This is a genomic window from Streptococcus oralis (assembly GCF_026782125.1).
GTDB classification, from domain to species: Bacteria; Bacillota; Bacilli; order Lactobacillales; family Streptococcaceae; genus Streptococcus; species Streptococcus oralis_CE.
In genome coordinates, this window is the sequence record NZ_JAKUVY010000003.1 from 83,608 (window position 1) to 102,854 (window position 19,247).

Here is a 19,247-nt window from a genome sequence, read left to right on the forward strand (position 1 = left end):
TTACCTCCTTATTTTTCTGCAACAGCCACAGTGATGTGAGCTGTACGTTTGTTGATTGGTGAAGCTGAACCTTTCGCACGTGGACGGAAACGTTTCATAGTTGGTCCTTCGTTTGCGAATGCTTCAGATACTACCAAGTTAGCTTTGTCCAAACCAAAGTTGTTTTCAGCGTTAGCTACAGCTGAGTTCAAAACTTTCAAGATGATTTCAGCAGCTTTGTTTGGTGTGAATGTCAAGATTGCAATAGCATCGGCTACGCTTTTACCACGGATGTTGTCAAGAACAAGACGTGATTTACGAGGTGAAACACGTACTGTACGAGCCATTGCTTTAGCTGAAGTAATTTCTGCCATTTATGTTCTCCTTATTTTCTACGTGTTTTCTTGTCGTCTGCAGCGTGACCTTTGTAAGTACGAGTTGGTGCAAATTCACCAAGTTTGTGACCTACCATGTCTTCTTGGATGTAAACAGGTACGTGTTTACGTCCGTCATAAACTGCAATAGTGTAACCAATGAAACTTGGGAAGATCGTTGAACGACGTGACCAAGTTTTGATAACTTTTTTCTTTTCGTCGTTAGCTTGAGCTTCAACTTTTTTCATCAAATGCTCATCGACGAAAGGTCCTTTTTTAAGACTGCGTCCCATTATTATTTTTTCTCCTTTAAATGTTGTACCACAGCGGCTTGCGCTCACATGGAGCGCTACCGAGCTGGCGGATTTCCTAGTTGCTTAGGCGACTAGTTTACTATTATTTCTCGTTGCGACGACGAACGATAAGTTTGTCAGATTTCGCTTTCTTGTTACGAGTTTTAAGACCAAGAGCAGGTTTGCCCCATGGAGTAGATGGCGCTTTACGACCAACTGGTGCTTTACCTTCACCACCACCGTGTGGGTGATCGTTAGGGTTCATTACAGAACCACGAACTGTTGGGCGGATACCTTTCCAACGGCTACGTCCTGCTTTACCAAGGTTTACAAGTCCATGTTGTTCGTTACCGACAACACCAACTGTAGCACGACAAGTTCCAAGAATCATACGAACTTCGCCAGATTGAAGACGAACAAGAACGTATTTACCTTCTTGACCCAATACTTGAGCAGAAGCTCCAGCTGCACGAACTAATTCTCCACCACGACCTGGTTTCAACTCGATGTTGTGGATCAAAGTACCAACTGGGATGTTAGCAAGTGGAAGAGCGTTTCCGACTTTGATATCTGCTTCTGGACCTGAAACGATACGTTGACCTACTTCAAGACCTTTTGGAGCGATAATGTATGCTTTCACACCGTCAGTGTAGTGTACAAGAGCGATGTTTGCAGAACGGTTTGGATCGTACTCGATAGTTTTAACAACTGCTTCAACGTTGTCTTTGTTACGTTTGAAGTCAACCAAACGGTAGAAACGTTTGTGTCCACCACCTTGGTGACGAACAGTGATACGACCGTTGTTGTTACGACCAGCCTTGCTCTTCAAAGCAACAAGCAATGATTTTTCAGGAGTGCTTGTTGTGATTTCAGCGAAATCCAAAGAAGTCATATTACGGCGACCGTTTGTTGTTGGTTTATAAACACGAATTCCCACGATATTTCCTCCTTAGATTATTCAGCTTCAGCAGCAAACAACTCGATTGCTTTTGAATCAGCTGTAAGTGTGATGATAGCTTTTTTAGTTTTGTTAGTAAAACCAGTGTAACGTCCAACACGTTTCGCTTTTGGTTTTACGTTGATTGTGTTAACGTTGGCAACTTTAACACCTTCGAAAGCAGCTTCAACAGCTTGCTTGATCAAAAGTTTGTGTGCACGAGTGTCAACTTCAAATACATATTTTCCTGCTTCAAGTTGAGCCATTGAGCTTTCAGTGATGACAGGTTTTTTGATAACATCATACAAATTCATTATGCAAGAACCTCCTCGATTTTAGAGATAGCTGCTTGTGTGACAAGAAGTTTGTCGCTATTTGCGATGTCAAGAACACTTGCAGTTGTAGCAGTTGCAACTTTCACATTTGGAAGGTTACGAGCTGAAAGAGCTGCGAATTCATTTCCTTCTTCAAGGATAACAAGAACTTTAGAATCGATGCTCAACGCTGCAAGAACTTTTGCAAATTCAGCAGTTTTTGGAGCTGTAAATTCAAGAGAATCAACGGCTACAAATTTGTTTTCAGCAACTTTTTCAGAGTAAACTGATTTAAGAGCTAGGCGACGAACTTTTTGTGGAAGTTTGTAGCCATATGAACGTGGAGTTGGTCCGAAGACAACACCACCACCACGCCATTGTGGTGAGCGGATAGAACCTTGACGAGCACGTCCAGTTCCTTTTTGACGCCATGGTTTGCGTCCACCACCTGATACTGCAGAGCGGTTTTTAACAGCGTGTGTTCCTTGACGAAGGCTTGCGCGTTGGCTGATGATTACATCAAACACAACTGATTCATTTGGTTCGATACCAAATACTGCATCGTTAAGAACAACTTGGCCAGCTTCTTTACCAGTTTGGTCAAATAATGTTACGTTTGCCATTGTGACTGATTTCCCCTTTCTTTATTATTTACCAGCTTTAACTGCTGATTTGATAGTGATAAGAGATTTCTTAGCACCTGGTACGTTACCTTTGATAAGGATAACGTTCTTTTCTGGAACAACTTGTACAACTTCAAGGTTTTGAATTGTTACGCGGTCGCCACCCATACGTCCTGCAAGGTTTTTACCTTTGAATACGCGGTTAGGCGCAACAGGTCCCATAGAACCTGGACGACGGTGGTAACGAGAACCGTGAGCCATTGGTCCACGTGATTGTCCGTGGCGTTTGATAACACCTTGGAAACCTTTACCTTTAGAAGTACCAGTTACGTCAACAACGTCTCCAGCTGCGAATGTTTCAACTGTGATTTCAGCACCAACTTCCAAGCCTTCAACGTTTTTGAATTCACGAATGAAGCGCTTAGGAGCCGTGTTAGCTTTCGCTACATGTCCTTTAGCAGGTTTGTTGCTCAATACTTCGCGTTTGTCATCGAAACCAACTTGGATAGCGTTATATCCGTCTGTTTCTACAGTTTTAACTTGAAGAACAACGTTTGGAGTTGCTTCAATAACTGTTACAGGGATCAATTCGCCAGCTTCAGTGAAGATTTGAGTCATTCCCACTTTTTTCCCTAAGATTCCTTTTGTCATGAGAAAATAGTTCCTTTTCTATATTTTTTATTCAAAAAGTTTTTAACGAGCGTTTTTCATGCTCAAGGTTTCAAACTTTGGATTAAAGTTTGATTTCTACGTTTACACCACTTGGAAGATCCAATTTCATCAACGCATCAACTGTTTTTTGAGTTGGGTTAACGATATCGATCAAACGTTTGTGTGTACGCATTTCAAATTGTTCGCGAGAGTCTTTGTATTTGTGAGTCGCACGAATGATTGTGTAGAGGCTACGTTCAGTTGGAAGTGGGATTGGACCCGCAACTTGTGCACCTGTACGAGTAGCTGATTCTACGATTTTTGCAGCCGCTGTGTCAAGCGTACGGTGTTCGTAAGCTTTCAAACGGATACGGATTTTTTTGTTTGCCATCTTTTTCTCCTTTTCGTCTATTTAAGATAATAGGCTAGCTCCACAAGAAAACCGACGCGCGTTGCGTGGCAATGCAACCGAGCGTGTCGCAACCTCTTGCATCAAAGCTAAGGCTGTAATTTACAGCACCATAATAGAATAACACAAAGCCCCTGCGATTGCAAGGGATTTGTGAGCTTTTTTTCGTTTTTTTGGGATGAAACTGTTTTCCTATTTCATCTTCCTATGACTACTGATTTACGATCTTAAAATTCAATCTTTTCTTCTATATAATACGAGTCATTTTAGCTTTGAATTTATTTTCTGATTGATCCACTAAGATATCTGCTTTAGACTCGGTTTCTCTGTAGTAACGCAGATACTGCTCCCGTCTCATCTGATGGCTAGCTAGTATAAAGGAAGCATCGCGATTTCTCATAGTCGTATCTCGAGCTAGACGCCTCTCTAATTCTGTTTCTCCGTCCGTGTAGAAACAGACAGTTTTGTCAAAGAGTTCCTTGGGTAGAAAGCCCACAGACATCCCTTCGACAACCAGTATCGGTTTCGAACCAGATAAGACTTCGCTTGGCTTCCAAGGTTCATCAATCGTCAAGATGTCCATACCTGCCTGCAAGGCGAGAATATCCCTCTCCAAACTTTCCAGTTCATGAGCCACTGGGAGGCAGGCTGTCACTTTTTGATCTGGAAGTTCTTTTGGCACCACTAGATGACGGTTTGAGGTAATGTAGGGATCTGTTTCTAGTAGATTTACCTTTTCAGAATCTAGGGCTTGGAACAATTCTTGAGCAAAGGTAGACTTTCCTGATGCACCGTGACCGTAAATCCCTAACGTCCTAATTCTTCCCGTTTCAATCTCTGAAACCAGTTGCTCTATCAGGTCTTTTTTCTTCATTCTCTCTTCACCTGTTCATAGCTTTCTTTTCCGTCATTAAGCTTGTCCCAAATCACCACTTGCCCACTTTTGAGGGATTTTTGCACATCGATAATTCGTTGATTAGAGGAACCTCGAAACTGGAGCATGAGATTACGCTTGCTTTTATCATACCGTCCATCGACAAGGATGTCAATCAGCGACAAGAGTTCCAGTTTATCTGGAGTTTCCAGCATCATTTCTTCCCAGGTATATCCAGTCCAAGACCAGATGTCTTTATCTGGCAATTCCTTACGGATACGTTTGACGAGGGGCAAGAGAATTCCTGTATTAAGAAAGGGTTCTCCTCCTAGCAGGGTCAATCCTTGAACATAGGGCTGGGCAAGATCTACCATGATCTGTTCTTCTAACTCTGCTGTATAAGGAATACCTGCATTGAAAGACCAAGTCGCAACATTATAGCAGCCCTCGCAGTGGAACATACAGCCTGCGACATAGAGGGAGTTGCGCACTCCTTCTCCATCTACAAAGTTAAAGGCCTTGTAGTCAATGATTCGCCCTTTACTAAGCTCCTCGCTTTTCCATTCACCTGGTTTTGGTGTATTCCATGTCATCCTTTTACTCCAAATCTATCCAGTAGCGCTGACTTCTATCGATTGTATTTTCGTAAACACCGCCAGCGGAGAGAATCGTGCGGCGGCTGGCTTCGTTGTCTTCATCGCAAGTAATCAGCACTCGTTCCAATCCTTGCTTTCGAGCCTCTGCTAGTCCTAACTCTAACTGCAACTTAGCCAAGCCCTTTCTCCGTTGACTGGGCCGGATGGAATAGCCAATATGACCACCCTCTACAAATAATTTGTCATTCAAGGACAAGCGCAGGGCTAAAAAGCCCAGAGGCAAGCCAGTCTCATCAAAGGATAAAAATTTGATAGCGGGAACCCAGCCTGCTGGCAAGTTGGCAACGTCTTCCTGCTGTTCTATAATTTGTAGGCAGTCTTCATAATCCTTTGCTCGCTTCCAAGCGGAGCCCATGCCACCGTGCATATAGGATTTTGCAGCATCGAACTCCGCAATCATCTCCAAAATCGCTTCTTTATCTTCCAAAGTTGGTCGTCGTAACTTCATAAACTATCCTCAATCTAAATCAATCCAGTAACGTTCTACACCATTGCGAACATCCTCAAAGAGTCCGCCATTTGTCACAATCACCACCCTACTAGCAGGATTTTCCGTACTACAGGTCACAAGTACTTTTTTGATGTTCTTTTCCTTAGCAACTTCTAAACCTTGGCGAAGGGACTCTTTTGCATAGCCCTTGCCTCTTTCTGATGGACGAATGGAGTAGCCGATATGGCCCCCATTTTCTAGTAAGTAGTCATTTAATCGGAGACAAAGGTTGAGAAAGCCAAGAGCCTGGCCTGCTACGTCAAAACTAACCAGCTGGATAGCAGGAACCCAGTTTTCAGGAATATTGAGGCCCGCTTCCGCTTGAAGATTTTCTTCTAGCCACTCTTCATAAACAAAATTGTTGGCGTTCCAAAACCCACCATCGTGGGCTGATTGAGTCTGTTCAAACTCTGCCATCATCTCTAAAACTGTTTCTTTATCTGCCAATATCGGTCTGCGTAGTTCCATATTCCCCTCCCACCTAAGAGAAAAGTGAGAGCAGACTCTCACTTTTATTTTTTCTTATTCTTGTTTAAAAATTGTTCTTTGAGGTTGAGCAAGCGTTCTTTTTTACCTGTTCCACCTTTCGAGTGTTTCTCGTGATAACGGGTCACTTGTGCGCGTCCCTTATCGTCTAATTGGTATTTCCCCATTCCATTTCCTTCTAATTTGTTACTTCATGTCCGGCTGTTTTAATAGTTGAACCGTTCATATGTTTGACACGCGCAGCGATTTCCTTGTGACGACCATTAACCATCGGACGCGCTTGAGGATTTCCCAGATAACCACACGTACGTTTGACCACGTCTACTGTTTTAGGGTCGCTATTGCCACAGTTGGGACAAGCAAAGCCTCTCTCAGTCGGTTCAAAATCCCCTTCAAAATCACACTTGTAACAGCGGTCGATCGGAGTATTGGTTCCTAGATAGCCAACTCGGTCATAGGCATAGTCCCAGACAGCTTCCAGGGCCTTAGGATTTTGTTGAAGAACTGGATACTCACAATAGTGGATAAAGCCACCTGACGCACCTGCTTCTGGATAAACTTTCTCAAAGTCTAATTTTTCAAACGGTGTGGGATTTTTACGGACATCATAGTGGAACGAGTTGGTGTAGTATTCCTTGTCCGTAATATCAGGAATAGAGCCAAACTTCTCTGTATCCAAGCGACAGAAGCGGTCTGTCAGACTTTCAGACGGTGTGGAGTAGATAGAGAAATGGTAACCATATTGGTCAGACCACTCTTCCACACGACGTTTCATATCACGAATAATATCCAGTGTGAATTCCTTGGCTTCAGGATTGCTTTCCCAGCTATTTCCAAAGAAGACTGTAGCCACTTCGTACAAACCGATGTAGCCCAGCGAAACTGTCGCACGGCGATTATTAAAGAGTTGGTCAACACTTTCTTCTTTTCCGAGACGGCGACCGAAGGCTCCGTACTGATAGAGGATAGGGGCATTCGCTGGTGTTGCTTCCTTGGTTCTTTCCACACGGTAAACCAAGGCATCTTCCGCGATATTCATCCGCTCATTGAAGATTTCCCAAAACTTATTCAGATCCCCTTCAGACTCGAGGGCGATACGAGGCAAATTGACCGTCACAACACCTAGATTCATACGACCTGAATTGACCTCAACACCATTTTCATCTCTCCAGCCTTGGAGGAAGGAGCGACAACCCATAGGAACCTTGAAAGAACCAGTCAGTTCGATAATCTTATCATAGGATAAGACATCTGGGTACATCCGCTTGGTTGCACACTCAAGAGCCAACTGTTTGATATCGTAGTTAGGTGACCCCTCCTCTAAGTTAAGGCCTCTTTTCAGCGTAAAGATGAGCTTAGGGAAGATAGCTGTACGGTGTTCTGAACCAAGTCCCTTGATACGGATGGTCAAGATAGCTTTTTGAATTTCCCGCTCAAAACGACTAGTTCCTAAACCAAAACCAAGCGAAGTAAAAGGTGTTTGTCCATTTGAAGTGAAGAGGGTGTTGATTTCATACTCAAGAGATTGCATGGCATCGTAGATGTCCTTTTGCGTTTTTTTCCAAGCGTAATCTTCCCGTTTTTCGGGCAAGACCCACTCTTCCGCATCCTTGAGGTGTTTTTGATAATTCTTCTCCGCATAAGGCGCCAAGACTTCATCGATACGGTCAGCTGAACAGCCCCCGTACTGGCTAGAAGCAACGTTGGCGATGATTTGAGAAATTTGAGCTGTCGCAGTCTGGATAGACTTGGGACTCTCTACCTCTGCATTTCCAATCTTAAAACCATTTTCCAGCATGCCTTTAAAATCAATCAAACAGCAGTTGGTCATCGGAGTGTAGGGACTGTAGTCCAAGTCATGATAGTGGATATCCCCTTTTTGGTGAGCATTAGCTACGTGCTTAGGAAGCATTTGCAGCCCGATTGATTTCCCAACAATCCCTGCTGTCAAATCACGCTGGGTGTTGAAGACATCACTGTCTTTATTGGCATTTTCATTGACAACGGCTTGATCTTTATCGAGAAGTTTATGGATACTAAAGTTGATATCTGTCGCTTTTGAGCGCTCAAAATCTCTTTGTGTCCGATAAGTGATATACTCCTCAGCCAGCGCATATTCTTTGGCTTCAAGGAGTTCATGCTCTACGACATTTTGAATTTCGTAAATCTTAACCCCTTGAGGGAAGCGGCTGTGAATTTCAGTCACGATTCTTTCAACTAGACCATTTAGGCGTTTTTCTACTAGAGGCGTAAGGTCCATAACCTTTTCTGCCGCCTTGTGGAGAGCCTTGTCAATCTTGTCTACATCAAACACTACACGTCTACCATCTCGTTTTTCAACAAACAAGGTGGGAACGGTTGCAAGCTTTTCTTCTAATACAATCATATCCATGCTCTTTTCTAAAATATTGTTGAATAGTTTATATTCAGTATTATACCACTCTAAAAATAAAAATCAATATCTTGTGCCAAAAATCCTAATTTTTTTAAAATTCCACAAGATATTGATTTTGTTATTTAGATTTATAAAGCTTGAATTCACTAGTATCTGTCTGAACAAGCTCATATTTTTCGCTGAGCCAGCTCTCTACATCCGACCACAAGGCAACTTTTTGATTGACCAGAATCATCTTTGGTTGATTTTCTTTTAGATCATTCATCAGTTTGGTTTTATTTTCGTCGCTTGCAGTATAGAGTGTTGGTGTCACTAGAGAAGTTGGCGCCAAGCGTTCACTTGCACGATAGAAATCTGAACGATCATCCCAAGCATAGACACGATCCTCAGAACTCGTTTGTTGTTTGACCACGCTAGCCAGACGGTCTCTCTCCTGATAAGTCGCCGGATGTGAAAGGTAGCGACTCAGGATAGGAAGTGCAATAAGGTAGGCAAGGGCAATCAGTGGTAGATAGAAATTTCCTTTAATAAAAGAGGCTTTTTTCTCACGTCTTCTACGACGGCTTCCTCCCTCCGAGGCAGTTTCCTTGATTCTTGTCAGAAAGAGCAAGACCAAGAAAGGAAGGAGAATAGCGAGACGAGTACCGTTGACAGGTTCATTTGAGAGAATCAAGATTCCCAAAGAAACCAAGAATCCCAAGCTAGCAGCAATTGAGAGGGCATATTGCTTGGCTGGTTTTGACTGGAATAAACCAGTAAAGAGCAAGCTAAGGGAACCTAACCCAACAGCAAGCAAACCATAGAAGGCTGCATTTTCAAGCAAATGCGCATTTGAAAAGAGGCTAAGAGCATTTACCGGATACAAGGTCTGGCTAATAGCATCCCCAAAACTACCTGTCCACACTGTATAGTAGCCTAAAGGATAGAATAAGAGTGAAAATCCTAGGGCTGACGCAAAGAACTGATATAGACCATGAACAAAGTGACCTTTGCCTAGATTAAAGCCGATAACCCCCAAGGCCAGTACAGTCGCAAACAAGGCGGTTGGGATTGGCGCAAGGAAGAAAGAAAGTGCAAGGCTCATCCCCACTCGTACAAATCCTTTGTCATCCTTCGGAAAAGCTAGATAATTTGTAACGATACTCAATGAATAAAATAGGAAAGGCAGGGCTAGCAAGAGAGCATAGCCACCACCAAAAGCGAGGCCCGCCACAAGCAAGTATAAAATAAAGACAAGTCGCTTCGCTTCCTTTTCTTGGCCGACAAGAGTATCTGCAGCCTTAAAAAGAAAAACACCTGCTCCAAACAAGGCCAACCACTCAACCAAAGCAATCAGAATACTGCCTTGAAAAAGGTAGGTTAGCACATAATAGAGCAATCCCTCCGTCCCAAAATAATCGGTATACATTTGACCATTTTGATGCAAGGCCCAACCGGTATAAAGATCCTGAGTTTGTTGCGGGCTTACTAAACCAAAAATAAGGGGGATAACCACAGAAATGGCTGTGGCCACTAAACTCCAAAGCAAAATACTAAAAAAGGGAATGGGAGCTCCTTCTCGTTTTTCTGGCACTGACCAGTCTTGGTAATGAGATTCTTCTTGTTTCTCATCTATTTTCCCGTATACGTTCATTCAATTTCTCCTCTAAGTTTATCTGTTTTAGTATATCAAAATCTTACAGGAATGTCAGCTTGGGATTGATATTTGCTGAATTTCTTATTCAATATCGCAAAGCGTTCGATTTCACGAAAACGGTGAAATCGGCTGTTTCTATACTCTCTGATAAAATCATCATCTTCTAGATTAAGCATGGTTTTCTCCTTTACTTATCTATTCGTAAGAAGACAAAAATAAGATCCAGCCTTGGGCTAGATCTTGGTTGATTGTCAAAGCATAGGTGCAAACAACTGGACAATTTCCTTGATCAGGCTTTGATACCAGCTTGTTTTGATGGTGTGGGGATAAATTTCTTGAGAAACTTTAAAAATCTCTTCGAAGTCCCTTTCAATATCGATGATAGACTGCGTTCTATAAAGTAAGACGGCATTTTCATAGTGGTGAAGCAAGCTACGATAGTCAAAATTGATGGTCCCCACGGTGGCTGCCTCTCCATCGACAAGTATTTGCTTGCTATGAAGGAATCCCGGACTGTACTCATAAATACGAACCCCAGCAGATAGCAAATCTGGATAGGCTCCCCGAGTAACTAACTGAATAACCTTCTTATCTGGGATACACGGCGTCACAATTCGCACATCTACCCCTCTCAGAGCTGCATTTTTGATACTTTCGGTGAGATCATAGTCCGCAATCAGATAGGGAGTCGTGATGTAGACGTAATCTGTAGCTTGATTGATAAGATTTTGATAGACCGTTTTTCCAACCTGGGCTCGGTAGATGGGTTTTGGTCCACTACTATAGGCAATACAGAGCCCCATCCCATCTTTTGGTTGATTTTCGAGATGGTATTGGTCAAAGTCACTAATCTCCCCACGGTTGATATACCATGCAGATAAAAAGAGTCTGGTAAAAGCCTTAACTGCCGGTCCATCCAGACGAATACCGCTATCCTTCCAATAACCAAAGCGTTCGATATGGTTGATATACTCATCGGCCAGATTGACACCACCTGTATAGGCAATTTGACCATCTATAATCATGATTTTACGGTGATCACGGTTGTTATAAGCAACGGTCAAACGTGGAATCACCTTGTTAAATTTGTGGGCTTCAATCCCTCGACCACGAAGCTGGATGGTGTAATCTCCAGGCAAGGTTGCCATACAACCAATATCATCATAGAGAAGCTTCACTTCTACACCTTGAGCTACCTTTTCTTCCAAAATCTCCAAAATACTATCCCACATCAAACCTTCTTCGATGATATAGTATTCGAGAAAGATAAACTTCTCAGCTTTCTTGAGATCCTCTAGCATCTGATGCCACATGCTTTCACCAGATGCAAAAAATTGTGTATCCGTTCGATCATAGACATCGGCATTCGTGTCCATGCTGAGGAGTGATTTGATAACGCCGTAAGCCGACTTGTCTTGTTCCTTTAACTCCAAACGGAGAGCTCTGCTATTGTCCTCTCGATCAACCATTGATTGGAGCTGCTTTAGCTGCTTTATTTCTTTTTTAGATAAACGGCGCTCTCCAAACATGATATAGAGTAAGGGGCCAAACACTGGCACAAAGGCTACTAACAGCCATGTTACCTTACTCTCAGGATTCATGGACCGATTAACAATCGATACAATGGTCGCCATACTCATCAAAATAACTAGAATAATCCAGAGAATCGGAGCCATCTGCCCTAGATAGAGAAATAAACCAAAGATGATAAACAACTCTGCCAACATGATGGTAATACTAAAACCATACTTGGACATGAGTAGCTGCATTTTTCTAGCTGTCATACATCCCCTTCCTTTTCTAACATTCTCCCTCGTCGCTTGATAAACTAATCTTTCTACTAGTATACCTCAGTTCAGGGGTAGATAGCAACCCTTTACTCTTGCCCTTCCATTTTCAGATGCGTATTACAGTTTGAGAGCCAACATATTGACCGTCATACCAGCAGCAGTTCCCATCAGGTAGACGATATCTCCTTCTTTAACCAATCCATGGTCCAATGAATAGGCCAAACCAAATGGCACAGAGACTGACACCATATTTCCATAGTCCGTGACGAGATTGAGGTATTGATTCTCGGCTACACCTAGCTTTTCCATAACCAAAGGAAGGGCGCGACTAGCTTGATGAGGAATGATATAGTCCACATCTCCCAAAGCTAGCTGGGTCTTTTCTTGAAACTCTTCAAACATGACTGGGATTTTACGAGCTGACAAGAGGAGGATTTTCTTCCCCTTCATATCAAACATATAGTTGGTCTTCGTCGCTTCAGAGTACTCTTTTGGTTGAAAAGAAGTTAGACCTCCACGAATCTCCGTATCGTGAGCTCCTTCTGACCAAGTACGTTGAAGACTGGCAATGACCCCTTTTTCCTGATGACTTTTTTGGAAAATAAAGGCTGCTGCCCCGTCACTAAAGAGTTCAAAACTTTCTTTTTGCTTGGGATTGAGCCCTAAACTTCCAACCTCACTAGACACAATCAAGACACGATTGTATTCGCCCGCCTCAATCAAGTGGGACATAGTCGATAGAGCAGAAATAAAGCTGGTACAGGTTGTATTGATGTCCATTGCTGGAATTGAGAGTCCTTTTGCCACGCGCTCATGCATCAAGGCAGCAGTACAAGGAATAGGCTGAACTCCGACTGCACTAGCTGATACAAGGCAATCGATATCTTTAATATCTAAATTTGCATGTTCAAGCGCACGCTGAATCGCTACCTCTGCCAAGTCGAGTTGCGTTTCTTCATTTTCAACTACACGATAACGGGTCTGGTCTTTGAATTGAACGGTATGTTTGGGAAGGCAAACACCATAACCAGCGATTTCTACATGTCTTTTTACTTCTGTCATTGTCTATTATCCTTTCATAAACGTTGGATTCGTTTGAGTTTACGGCTAGTATCCCAGTGATAATCTGAAAATTGGATTTGAGGAACCGCAAACTGCTTTTGCTGGGCTAGGAGTTGAAACTGGGCTAGAATAGATGCTTCCACTGCCTCATCTCGTTGGCTTAGGCACACTTCCACTAACTTCTCAGAATGTTGCTTGACTTGGTAATCTCCTACATTCTCCGCAAAGAGGATGCACCGCCTGATAAAGTCAGGATAGATGGTCACTTGACCCCCATCCAGTCCTTCGAAATAGAAGATGTCGTCAGAACGTCCTTCGACCTTGTCAATCCGTGTATAGCAGGAGCCACATGGACAAGGCTCTGGATTTTCAACCAAGATATCATTGAGCTGGTAGCGATAAACAGGCTGACTGCTTCGTTTAAAGTCCGTAATCACTGGATGAAAACGACGGTCATCTAGATACTGCTTTTCCACAAAGATAATATCTTCGTTGAGATGCAGATTGCCAGCTGAGCAAGTACAGGCTAGAAAACCTTCAGTTGCCTGATAAACCTGGTCAATAATGGATAGAGAAAAGGCTTCTGCGATGCGTTCCCTATCCTTATCTTCCAAGATTTCTGCTACAGAAACGATTTTTTGTGGGTGAATGGCTAACTCTCCAGCCTTTAGTCGTTTGCTCAACTCGAGTAGCATAGAGGCAGGCGCCACCACTATGGTCGGTTGGTAGCTATTGAGACGGCCGATATGGTCATCCGTATTTTTAAAAATATCAAAGTACTCTAACCGAATGAGCGCTGTATTAATGGTTTGATAGAGTTCATTATCAGCTCTCAGAAAAAAAGCGATGCGGTGGCCAAACAGCTGGCCCTTGGGCAACATCTTGGCTAAAATAGCCGCTGCCCACATACTACGCTCTTTCTCTGTTGTGATAAAGAGGCCTCGATGTCCAGACGTCCCTGAAGACAGCCCAACCGCCACTTCACCTTTGAGCTCGGTAAAATCACGGGTCTGCTCACTTTCAATAGCCAAGGCCAAGGCTTCATCACGATCCACTCCTTGGGTGTTGAGCTCATTGAAATGTTCCATCATAAAGGCCTTGTCCATATGATCAAAGTCGCTAGGAACCCCATTTTTAAAATAAGGTGACTCACGTTTTAAAAAGGCCATATAGTTAGCTAATTGCTTTTTCTGATAGTTTTCTAAGGCTTCTAGAGATTTGAAGTTATGTAGCCAACGCGTTTGGATAAAAGTTTTAAGAAAGGTTATTTTTTTCATACAAAATCCGCTCGATCCTTTCTACAGAGTCATGGCTGACCAGTACCTCGATACCATCTCTTAGAACATTTTCTAAGAACTCTGCCCCCTTGATATAGGCTTCCTTGTTGTCCTGCACCAAGGAAGGAATCAAGTGCATCTGCTTGGTATAAGGCAAGAGGTCAATTCCCCAACAGAGGTCTGCTGCAATGAGGAGATTAAAGTCTGGAAGGTACAGACAGGCTTGCCCCTTGGCATGTCCATCTACTGATGCTACTAGGATACTGCCATCTCGAAAGAGGTCACAAATCAGATCATAGGGAAAATTTGAATAGCGCTGATTTGCCTTGATAACGGTCAATCTTTTCTCAAAATCAGCTGGTAAAAACTCTTTAAAGACCAAATCCTTAAGCTTGGGTTCCTGGTAAACTTCAAAAACCTCTTGAGTCAGGATAAATTGAGCATTCGGGAAAAAACTTGCCCCTCCTAAATGGTCTGGATGGAGATGAGACAACATGACATAGGTAATCTCTTCTGGCCTAATTCCTTTTGTCTTCAATAAGTATGAAATCTGATCCTTTTCCGTCATCTGAACAGGAGTTCCTAGACGGTAAAAACCATAGCGTAGCTTCGTCTTAATATCATAGTGATAGCCAGTATCATATAGTAGATAGCCCTTGTCTCTGTGCTTAATCAGAAAGACGCCAGCTGGGAAGGTCATCTTTTTATTCTTGACTCCTTTAAATAACAAACCCGCATAACTAGTACAATATCCGGCAGGGAAATAATCAATGCTTTCGATAATCTTTGACATACTGTTCAATCCCTTCCGAAATACTGATTCGAGGGCAATAACCCAAGTCTCGCTCCGCCTTGCTGATGTCCAGCGTCTGACTATACCTCAGCAAGTAATAGGTGTAGCGTGTCAGAACTGGTTCTCCTTTGAAATGCAAGATCTTGTAAATAGACTCTAAACTACTGGCAATAGCTGAAAGAAGAGGAGCTGGCACTTTTCGGTATGTTATCGGATAGCCTAGCCCTCTCAAAGTTTCTTCTATCAGATTTCTAAATTCCCTTGGTTCCCCGTTGGTAATATTATAGACTTGGCCACTAGCTTGAGGGGTCTCTAGAGCCAAACGAATGGCCAGAGCAACATTTTCCACACAGGTCATATCCATGAGCTGACGACCATCCCCTATCAATGGAATGCCAAGCTTCTGACTGAGTTTGAGAACTCGGGGCAAAATACTGGTATCCCCAATCCCAAAAAGCCCACGGGGGCGTAAGATGATGCTAGGTACATCCGGATAGTCTTTAAAGAGTTGCTCCGAAGCCAGCTTACTACGGATATAGTTGTTAAGCTTGTTTTCTTGCGGAGCATCGCTTTCTTTGATGGCGAACTGGTCTTTAGAAGCAGCATAGATGCTAGGTGAGGATACGTAAACCAAGCGCTGGATACCGACTTCACGACAGGCTTCTAGAACATACTTGGTCCCCAAGACATTTGTCTGGTAGAAATCCTCCCAAGGCCCCCAAACGGTAGAAAGAGCACCCGCATGCACAACCATGTCCATACCCTGACAAGCCTGAGTCAGATCCTCTTGCTTGGTCAAATCTCCCTGAAAAAATGCCACAGAGGAGTTCTCTAAAGACTGACCCACCTTGAGATTACGTCCAAAAGCGCGTACCTGATAGCCCTGCTGACTGAGCTCTTCAACAACATACTTGCCTAGAAAGCCCGTAGCACCTGTTACCAATACTTTCTTCATGTCTTATTCTCCTTGTTCCCCAAGAGCCGATGTATTTCGCTCTTCAGAATCTCTGTTGGCTGATAGATTTGAGCTGCACGACTAAGTTTGTTCAAGTCTGGCCAGTCATCTCTAGTCAACAACTCATCAAAAGCACGTCCAATCGCTTCTCTATCCTCCCGTTTAGCAGTCAGGGCAATCCCTGCCTCTAGCCCGCGAACCGCATAGTCATACTGATCATAGTCATGAGGGAGAATCAAGGCAGGCTTGCCATAGATAATACATTGGTAAAAAATACCAGCACCGCCATGATGAATCACATAGTCCATCTGGGGAATGTATTCCTTATAGGGAAGATAGGATACCACAGAAACATTGTCCATGACCTCCTCACATTGGAAACCTTGTCCGCCGAAACCCAGAGTTACAAAGAAGTGACAGTCCGGATGGGCTTTTGCCAATTGTTGTGTCTGGTAGAGGAGGTTGTCTTTGGCCCATGCTAGCTGAGTCCCACAGGAGACAAGGACCTTCTTATGATTTGCATAAGGAGCCAAATCCAGAGGATAATTCTCTGCCCTCTCAATCGAAGACCCAAAAGGTCCCGCCCAAAGGTAGTGATCTGGAAAGCCACTTTTCAGCTCCAACTCTTTCATCCCAATTCCCAAGATGGAATAGGGTGAATAGATGGTTTCCTGACCTTTCTGATTGTAAAGCTTAAAATCGTAACGTTTCAATCGTTCTCTCAATAAAAAGGTTACGATTCGTTTCCCTAAACGAGTCCCTTTTCTTCCTAGCCATTGCTGGGCAGATTGGAAAGGATTCTTTGGACTGCCCATTCCTCCAAAGAAACAAGGCGGTCCATCTGTTGTTTCAATTGCAAACTGTGTCGCCATGGTTGTTATCCAGGGAATATTCAACTGTTCCGCTACAAGTCCTCCAGAGAGGGTTATAAAATCCGCAATCACAAGATCTGGTCGAATTTTCTGCCATTCTTGCACTAGTTGGTCAGACACTGCATTGATCAAATCAAGACTAGCTGACAACTGTCGATAAGCAGAAAACAGGTTTAATTGCCCTTCATTGTTGGCTACTCGCTCAAACTCATCTACAGAATTTTTTAAAATGGGAATCACCTGAAATCCCATCTCCTCTGCGACCGCTTTTCGTTGCGGTCCTGTAAATAATCGAATCTCATACAGGGGATCCTTCAACAAAGGTGCGAGTAGATTGAGGGTCGGGAAAAGATGCCCACTTAAGGGTACTACAACCACATCAATTTTGATTTTTCTCATATGTCTAGGATAGCAAATTTTTAAAAAAAGAACTACCATAATGATAGTTCTTTCCAATATTATTTATATTTTGGGGAATACGTCGCTTCCTCTTAAGTTAATCTCTAGAAGAGTTCTTTATAAAGAGCAATGGTCTCTTCTAAAGTTGGCATGAATGGATTGCCTGGCGCACAAGCATCGATCAAAGCATTTTTAGAAAGATAGTCAAAGTCAAAGTCTTTTTCTTGGATACCGAGTTCAATGAGTTTCTTCGGAATTCCTACCGTTTCAGACAATTTTTCAATCTCAGCGATAGCGTAGGTTGCACATTCTTCATCAGTTTTCCCTTCAACATGGAGACCCAAAGCTTTGGCTACATTGCGGAAAGCTTCTGGCACCCGTTTGGCATTTTCACGTTATACAACTGGGAGAAGCATGGCACAGCAGACACCATGTGGCAAGTTATATACCGCACCGAGTTGGTGAGCCATAGAGTGAACATAGCCCAAACCAGCATTATTAAAGCTCATACTACCGAGGAAGATGGCATTGACCATCGCCTCACGCGCTTCAATATCTTGGCCATTTGCCACAGCACGAGGAAGATACTCTTTGATGAGCTCAATCGCTCCGATAGAGAGTTTCTTGGTCACATTATAAGCACCTGGTGTTACCAAGGCTTCAACAGCGTGGGTAAGAGCATCCATACCTGTCGCTGCTGTCAATCCTTTCGGCTTTGAAAGCATAAGTTCTGGATCATTGACAGAGATGAGGGCAAGGCTGTTCTTATCAACCATTACCATCTTGACCTTGCGTTCTTCGTCAGTAATGACATAGTTAATCGTAATTTCTGCAGAAGTTCCAGCTGTTGTATTGATCGCAACCACTGGCAAGCCTTTCTTAGCAGACTTGTGGAGACCTTCGTAGTCCTGTGGTTTTCCACCATTTGTAGCGATGATAGAGATGCAACTAGCCGCATCCTGTGGAGATCCACCACCAAGACTGATGATAAAGTCACATCCATGCTCTTCCAAAGCAGTAACTCCTTCCGTGACATTCTTACAAGTCGGATTTGGCTCCACATCGCTAAAGATCACATATTCGATCCCTTCAGCATTTAAGGGTTTTAGGACTTTGGGTAAAATATCACTTCCTTCGATGAACTTATCTGTCACCAAAAGGGCCTTCTTATACCCCAGTTCCTTGATATACGGACCTACTTCATTTACAACACCTTTACCAATAGGGTTCTGATGGAACGTAAAATGTAGCCACATGCTTTTCCTCCTGCGCCTCTGCGCTGTTTAATTATTTACTATAAGTATACAACCTTATAAGAAGTTTTACAAATTTTTGTAAGCGTTTTAAATAAAAAGTTAGTAAAGAACAGCCAGCCACTTTTTCAAGAAAAAAAGCTCCAAAAAGATAGATTTCATCTCATTGGAACTTTTACTGAATGATTATTGCTTAGTTAATACCACTCGGTCAGATGCCTCTCGGTCCATATCATCGATAATCAATTGATTACCATTAACCGTGTAAATTTTGACATCATCTCCGATAATGACACGTTGATTTTCTGGCTCAAAGCTGACTTGCTTGATTTCCTTATCTCCATCTGGCTCGACCTCAGTCCATGTACCAGTTTTACCTGTTACAACAAGAGTGATTTGGTCATTCTCATCTTTTCCAGTATAGGTACCATCGATGTTCGTAGGTTGAGCTACAATAGTATCCTGACTTGAGGACGCCTGTGGTTGACTAGCACTTGTCGTAGCGCTAGAAGATGATTCTTGTTGAGTAGATGATTGCTGAGCAGATTGCTGGGTAGGGGCTTGTGCCTTAGGCCCACAAGCTGCTAAAAGACTAAGAATTACTAGGGAAGCAATAGAAAGTGTGAATGTTTTCGTTTTCATAGCGATTTCCTTTCTTTTATGCCAATAATTTGCTGGAATCGTTTCCAGATGTACCTCCTACCTCAAGTATAACAACTTAAGCCTAGA

Annotated in this window: 21 protein-coding genes and 1 pseudogene; all 22 read right to left on the reverse strand. The window is 43.0% G+C overall.

The annotated features are described in order from the left end of the window. Positions 1-8: 8 nt before the first annotated feature. The 22 genes and pseudogenes from rplV to MK385_RS03795 all read right to left on the reverse strand — a co-directional run bounded on the left by rplV (position 9) and on the right by MK385_RS03795 (position 19,160). On the reverse strand, positions 9-353 hold the full coding sequence (gene rplV / locus MK385_RS03690) for a 50S ribosomal protein L22 (protein ID WP_000818137.1): 345 nt from the start codon (positions 351-353) through the stop codon (positions 9-11). 11 nt (positions 354-364) lie between these two features. Then, a complete protein-coding gene (gene rpsS / locus MK385_RS03695) occupies positions 365-646 on the reverse strand; it encodes a 30S ribosomal protein S19 (RefSeq protein ID WP_000533766.1) in 282 nt (93 codons plus the stop codon). Positions 647-749: 103 nt separating this feature from the next. After that, a complete protein-coding gene (rplB, locus tag MK385_RS03700; RefSeq protein ID WP_000512910.1) occupies positions 750-1,583 on the reverse strand; it encodes a 50S ribosomal protein L2 in 834 nt (277 codons plus the stop codon). Between the two features lie 17 nt (positions 1,584-1,600). Further along, the gene (locus MK385_RS03705) at positions 1,601-1,897 is read right to left on the reverse strand and encodes a 50S ribosomal protein L23 (protein WP_001055347.1); all 297 of its coding nucleotides are present in this window, start codon (positions 1,895-1,897) and stop codon (positions 1,601-1,603) included. Beyond that, entirely contained in the window at positions 1,897-2,520 is a 624-nt protein-coding gene (rplD, locus tag MK385_RS03710; protein ID WP_000024539.1) for a 50S ribosomal protein L4, read from the reverse strand. The genes MK385_RS03705 and rplD overlap by 1 nt, the downstream gene beginning before the upstream one ends. 24 nt (positions 2,521-2,544) lie before the next feature. After that, positions 2,545-3,171 carry a 50S ribosomal protein L3 gene (gene rplC, locus MK385_RS03715; protein WP_000160197.1) on the reverse strand — a complete coding sequence of 209 codons (627 nt, stop codon included), beginning with the start codon at positions 3,169-3,171 and terminating at the stop codon, positions 2,545-2,547. An 82-nt stretch (positions 3,172-3,253) separates the two neighbouring features. Then, a complete protein-coding gene (gene rpsJ / locus MK385_RS03720) occupies positions 3,254-3,562 on the reverse strand; it encodes a 30S ribosomal protein S10 (RefSeq protein ID WP_001284513.1) in 309 nt (102 codons plus the stop codon). 265 nt (positions 3,563-3,827) lie between these two features. Then, positions 3,828-4,454, reverse strand: coding sequence for a uridine kinase family protein (locus MK385_RS03725; protein WP_268725320.1), 627 nt, complete (start codon positions 4,452-4,454; stop codon positions 3,828-3,830). Further along, positions 4,451-5,047, reverse strand: coding sequence for an anaerobic ribonucleoside-triphosphate reductase activating protein (nrdG, locus tag MK385_RS03730; protein WP_000220157.1), 597 nt, complete (start codon positions 5,045-5,047; stop codon positions 4,451-4,453). Before nrdG ends, MK385_RS03725 begins: the two co-directional genes overlap by 4 nt. Before the next feature lie 4 nt (positions 5,048-5,051). Further along, the gene (locus MK385_RS03735; RefSeq protein ID WP_268725321.1) at positions 5,052-5,558 is read right to left on the reverse strand and encodes a GNAT family N-acetyltransferase; all 507 of its coding nucleotides are present in this window, start codon (positions 5,556-5,558) and stop codon (positions 5,052-5,054) included. A 9-nt stretch (positions 5,559-5,567) separates the two neighbouring features. Further along, positions 5,568-6,068 carry a GNAT family N-acetyltransferase gene (locus MK385_RS03740; RefSeq protein ID WP_268725322.1) on the reverse strand — a complete coding sequence of 167 codons (501 nt, stop codon included), beginning with the start codon at positions 6,066-6,068 and terminating at the stop codon, positions 5,568-5,570. A 44-nt stretch (positions 6,069-6,112) separates the two neighbouring features. Further along, positions 6,113-6,253, reverse strand: coding sequence for a hypothetical protein (locus MK385_RS03745; RefSeq protein WP_000521623.1), 141 nt, complete (start codon positions 6,251-6,253; stop codon positions 6,113-6,115). Between the two features lie 11 nt (positions 6,254-6,264). Then, positions 6,265-8,472 (reverse strand): anaerobic ribonucleoside-triphosphate reductase, encoded by a 2,208-nt coding sequence (nrdD, locus tag MK385_RS03750; RefSeq protein WP_268725323.1) that lies wholly within the window; start codon positions 8,470-8,472, stop codon positions 6,265-6,267. A gap of 127 nt (positions 8,473-8,599) precedes the next feature. Next, the gene (locus tag MK385_RS03755; RefSeq protein WP_268725324.1) at positions 8,600-10,114 is read right to left on the reverse strand and encodes a damage-inducible protein CinA; all 1,515 of its coding nucleotides are present in this window, start codon (positions 10,112-10,114) and stop codon (positions 8,600-8,602) included. A 254-nt stretch (positions 10,115-10,368) separates the two neighbouring features. Beyond that, positions 10,369-11,901, reverse strand: coding sequence for a cardiolipin synthase (gene cls, locus MK385_RS03760; RefSeq protein WP_268725325.1), 1,533 nt, complete (start codon positions 11,899-11,901; stop codon positions 10,369-10,371). 123 nt (positions 11,902-12,024) lie between these two features. Then, the gene (locus MK385_RS03765; protein WP_042767667.1) at positions 12,025-12,969 is read right to left on the reverse strand and encodes a 3-oxoacyl-[acyl-carrier-protein] synthase III C-terminal domain-containing protein; all 945 of its coding nucleotides are present in this window, start codon (positions 12,967-12,969) and stop codon (positions 12,025-12,027) included. 14 nt (positions 12,970-12,983) lie between these two features. Next, on the reverse strand, positions 12,984-14,246 hold the full coding sequence (locus tag MK385_RS03770) for a F390 synthetase-related protein (RefSeq protein WP_268725326.1): 1,263 nt from the start codon (positions 14,244-14,246) through the stop codon (positions 12,984-12,986). Then, the gene (locus MK385_RS03775) at positions 14,224-15,039 is read right to left on the reverse strand and encodes an MBL fold metallo-hydrolase (RefSeq protein ID WP_268725327.1); all 816 of its coding nucleotides are present in this window, start codon (positions 15,037-15,039) and stop codon (positions 14,224-14,226) included. The genes MK385_RS03770 and MK385_RS03775 overlap by 23 nt, the downstream gene beginning before the upstream one ends. Next, positions 15,014-15,994, reverse strand: coding sequence for an NAD-dependent epimerase/dehydratase family protein (locus MK385_RS03780; protein WP_268725328.1), 981 nt, complete (start codon positions 15,992-15,994; stop codon positions 15,014-15,016). The genes MK385_RS03775 and MK385_RS03780 overlap by 26 nt, the downstream gene beginning before the upstream one ends. Further along, positions 15,991-17,265, reverse strand: coding sequence for a glycosyltransferase (locus MK385_RS03785; protein ID WP_268725329.1), 1,275 nt, complete (start codon positions 17,263-17,265; stop codon positions 15,991-15,993). Before MK385_RS03785 ends, MK385_RS03780 begins: the two co-directional genes overlap by 4 nt. 104 nt (positions 17,266-17,369) lie before the next feature. Continuing rightward, a pseudogene (locus MK385_RS03790) lies at positions 17,370-18,519 on the reverse strand (iron-containing alcohol dehydrogenase). A 185-nt stretch (positions 18,520-18,704) separates the two neighbouring features. Next, entirely contained in the window at positions 18,705-19,160 is a 456-nt protein-coding gene (locus MK385_RS03795; RefSeq protein ID WP_268725330.1) for an SP_0198 family lipoprotein, read from the reverse strand. Between the last annotated feature and the right edge of the window lie 87 nt (positions 19,161-19,247).

Bases quoted from the DNA above. Each gene is read 5' to 3' on its own strand.
- rplV (WP_000818137.1), bottom strand. From the start codon at position 353: ATGGCAGAAATTACTTCAGCTAAAGCAATGGCTCGTACAGTACGTGTT.
- rpsS (WP_000533766.1), bottom strand. From the start codon at position 646: ATGGGACGCAGTCTTAAAAAAGGACCTTTCGTCGATGAGCATTTGATG.
- MK385_RS03705 (WP_001055347.1), bottom strand. From the start codon at position 1,897: ATGAATTTGTATGATGTTATCAAAAAACCTGTCATCACTGAAAGCTCA.
- rplD (WP_000024539.1), bottom strand. From the start codon at position 2,520: ATGGCAAACGTAACATTATTTGACCAAACTGGTAAAGAAGCTGGCCAA.
- rplC (WP_000160197.1), bottom strand. From the start codon at position 3,171: ATGACAAAAGGAATCTTAGGGAAAAAAGTGGGAATGACTCAAATCTTC.
- rpsJ (WP_001284513.1), bottom strand. From the start codon at position 3,562: ATGGCAAACAAAAAAATCCGTATCCGTTTGAAAGCTTACGAACACCGT.
- MK385_RS03725 (WP_268725320.1), bottom strand. From the start codon at position 4,454: ATGAAGAAAAAAGACCTGATAGAGCAACTGGTTTCAGAGATTGAAACG.
- nrdG (WP_000220157.1), bottom strand. From the start codon at position 5,047: ATGACATGGAATACACCAAAACCAGGTGAATGGAAAAGCGAGGAGCTT.
- MK385_RS03735 (WP_268725321.1), bottom strand. From the start codon at position 5,558: ATGAAGTTACGACGACCAACTTTGGAAGATAAAGAAGCGATTTTGGAG.
- MK385_RS03740 (WP_268725322.1), bottom strand. From the start codon at position 6,068: ATGGAACTACGCAGACCGATATTGGCAGATAAAGAAACAGTTTTAGAG.
- MK385_RS03745 (WP_000521623.1), bottom strand. From the start codon at position 6,253: ATGGGGAAATACCAATTAGACGATAAGGGACGCGCACAAGTGACCCGT.
- nrdD (WP_268725323.1), bottom strand. From the start codon at position 8,472: ATGATTGTATTAGAAGAAAAGCTTGCAACCGTTCCCACCTTGTTTGTT.
- MK385_RS03755 (WP_268725324.1), bottom strand. From the start codon at position 10,114: ATGAACGTATACGGGAAAATAGATGAGAAACAAGAAGAATCTCATTAC.
- cls (WP_268725325.1), bottom strand. From the start codon at position 11,901: ATGACAGCTAGAAAAATGCAGCTACTCATGTCCAAGTATGGTTTTAGT.
- MK385_RS03765 (WP_042767667.1), bottom strand. From the start codon at position 12,969: ATGACAGAAGTAAAAAGACATGTAGAAATCGCTGGTTATGGTGTTTGC.
- MK385_RS03770 (WP_268725326.1), bottom strand. From the start codon at position 14,246: ATGAAAAAAATAACCTTTCTTAAAACTTTTATCCAAACGCGTTGGCTA.
- MK385_RS03775 (WP_268725327.1), bottom strand. From the start codon at position 15,039: ATGTCAAAGATTATCGAAAGCATTGATTATTTCCCTGCCGGATATTGT.
- MK385_RS03780 (WP_268725328.1), bottom strand. From the start codon at position 15,994: ATGAAGAAAGTATTGGTAACAGGTGCTACGGGCTTTCTAGGCAAGTAT.
- MK385_RS03785 (WP_268725329.1), bottom strand. From the start codon at position 17,265: ATGAGAAAAATCAAAATTGATGTGGTTGTAGTACCCTTAAGTGGGCAT.
- MK385_RS03795 (WP_268725330.1), bottom strand. From the start codon at position 19,160: ATGAAAACGAAAACATTCACACTTTCTATTGCTTCCCTAGTAATTCTT.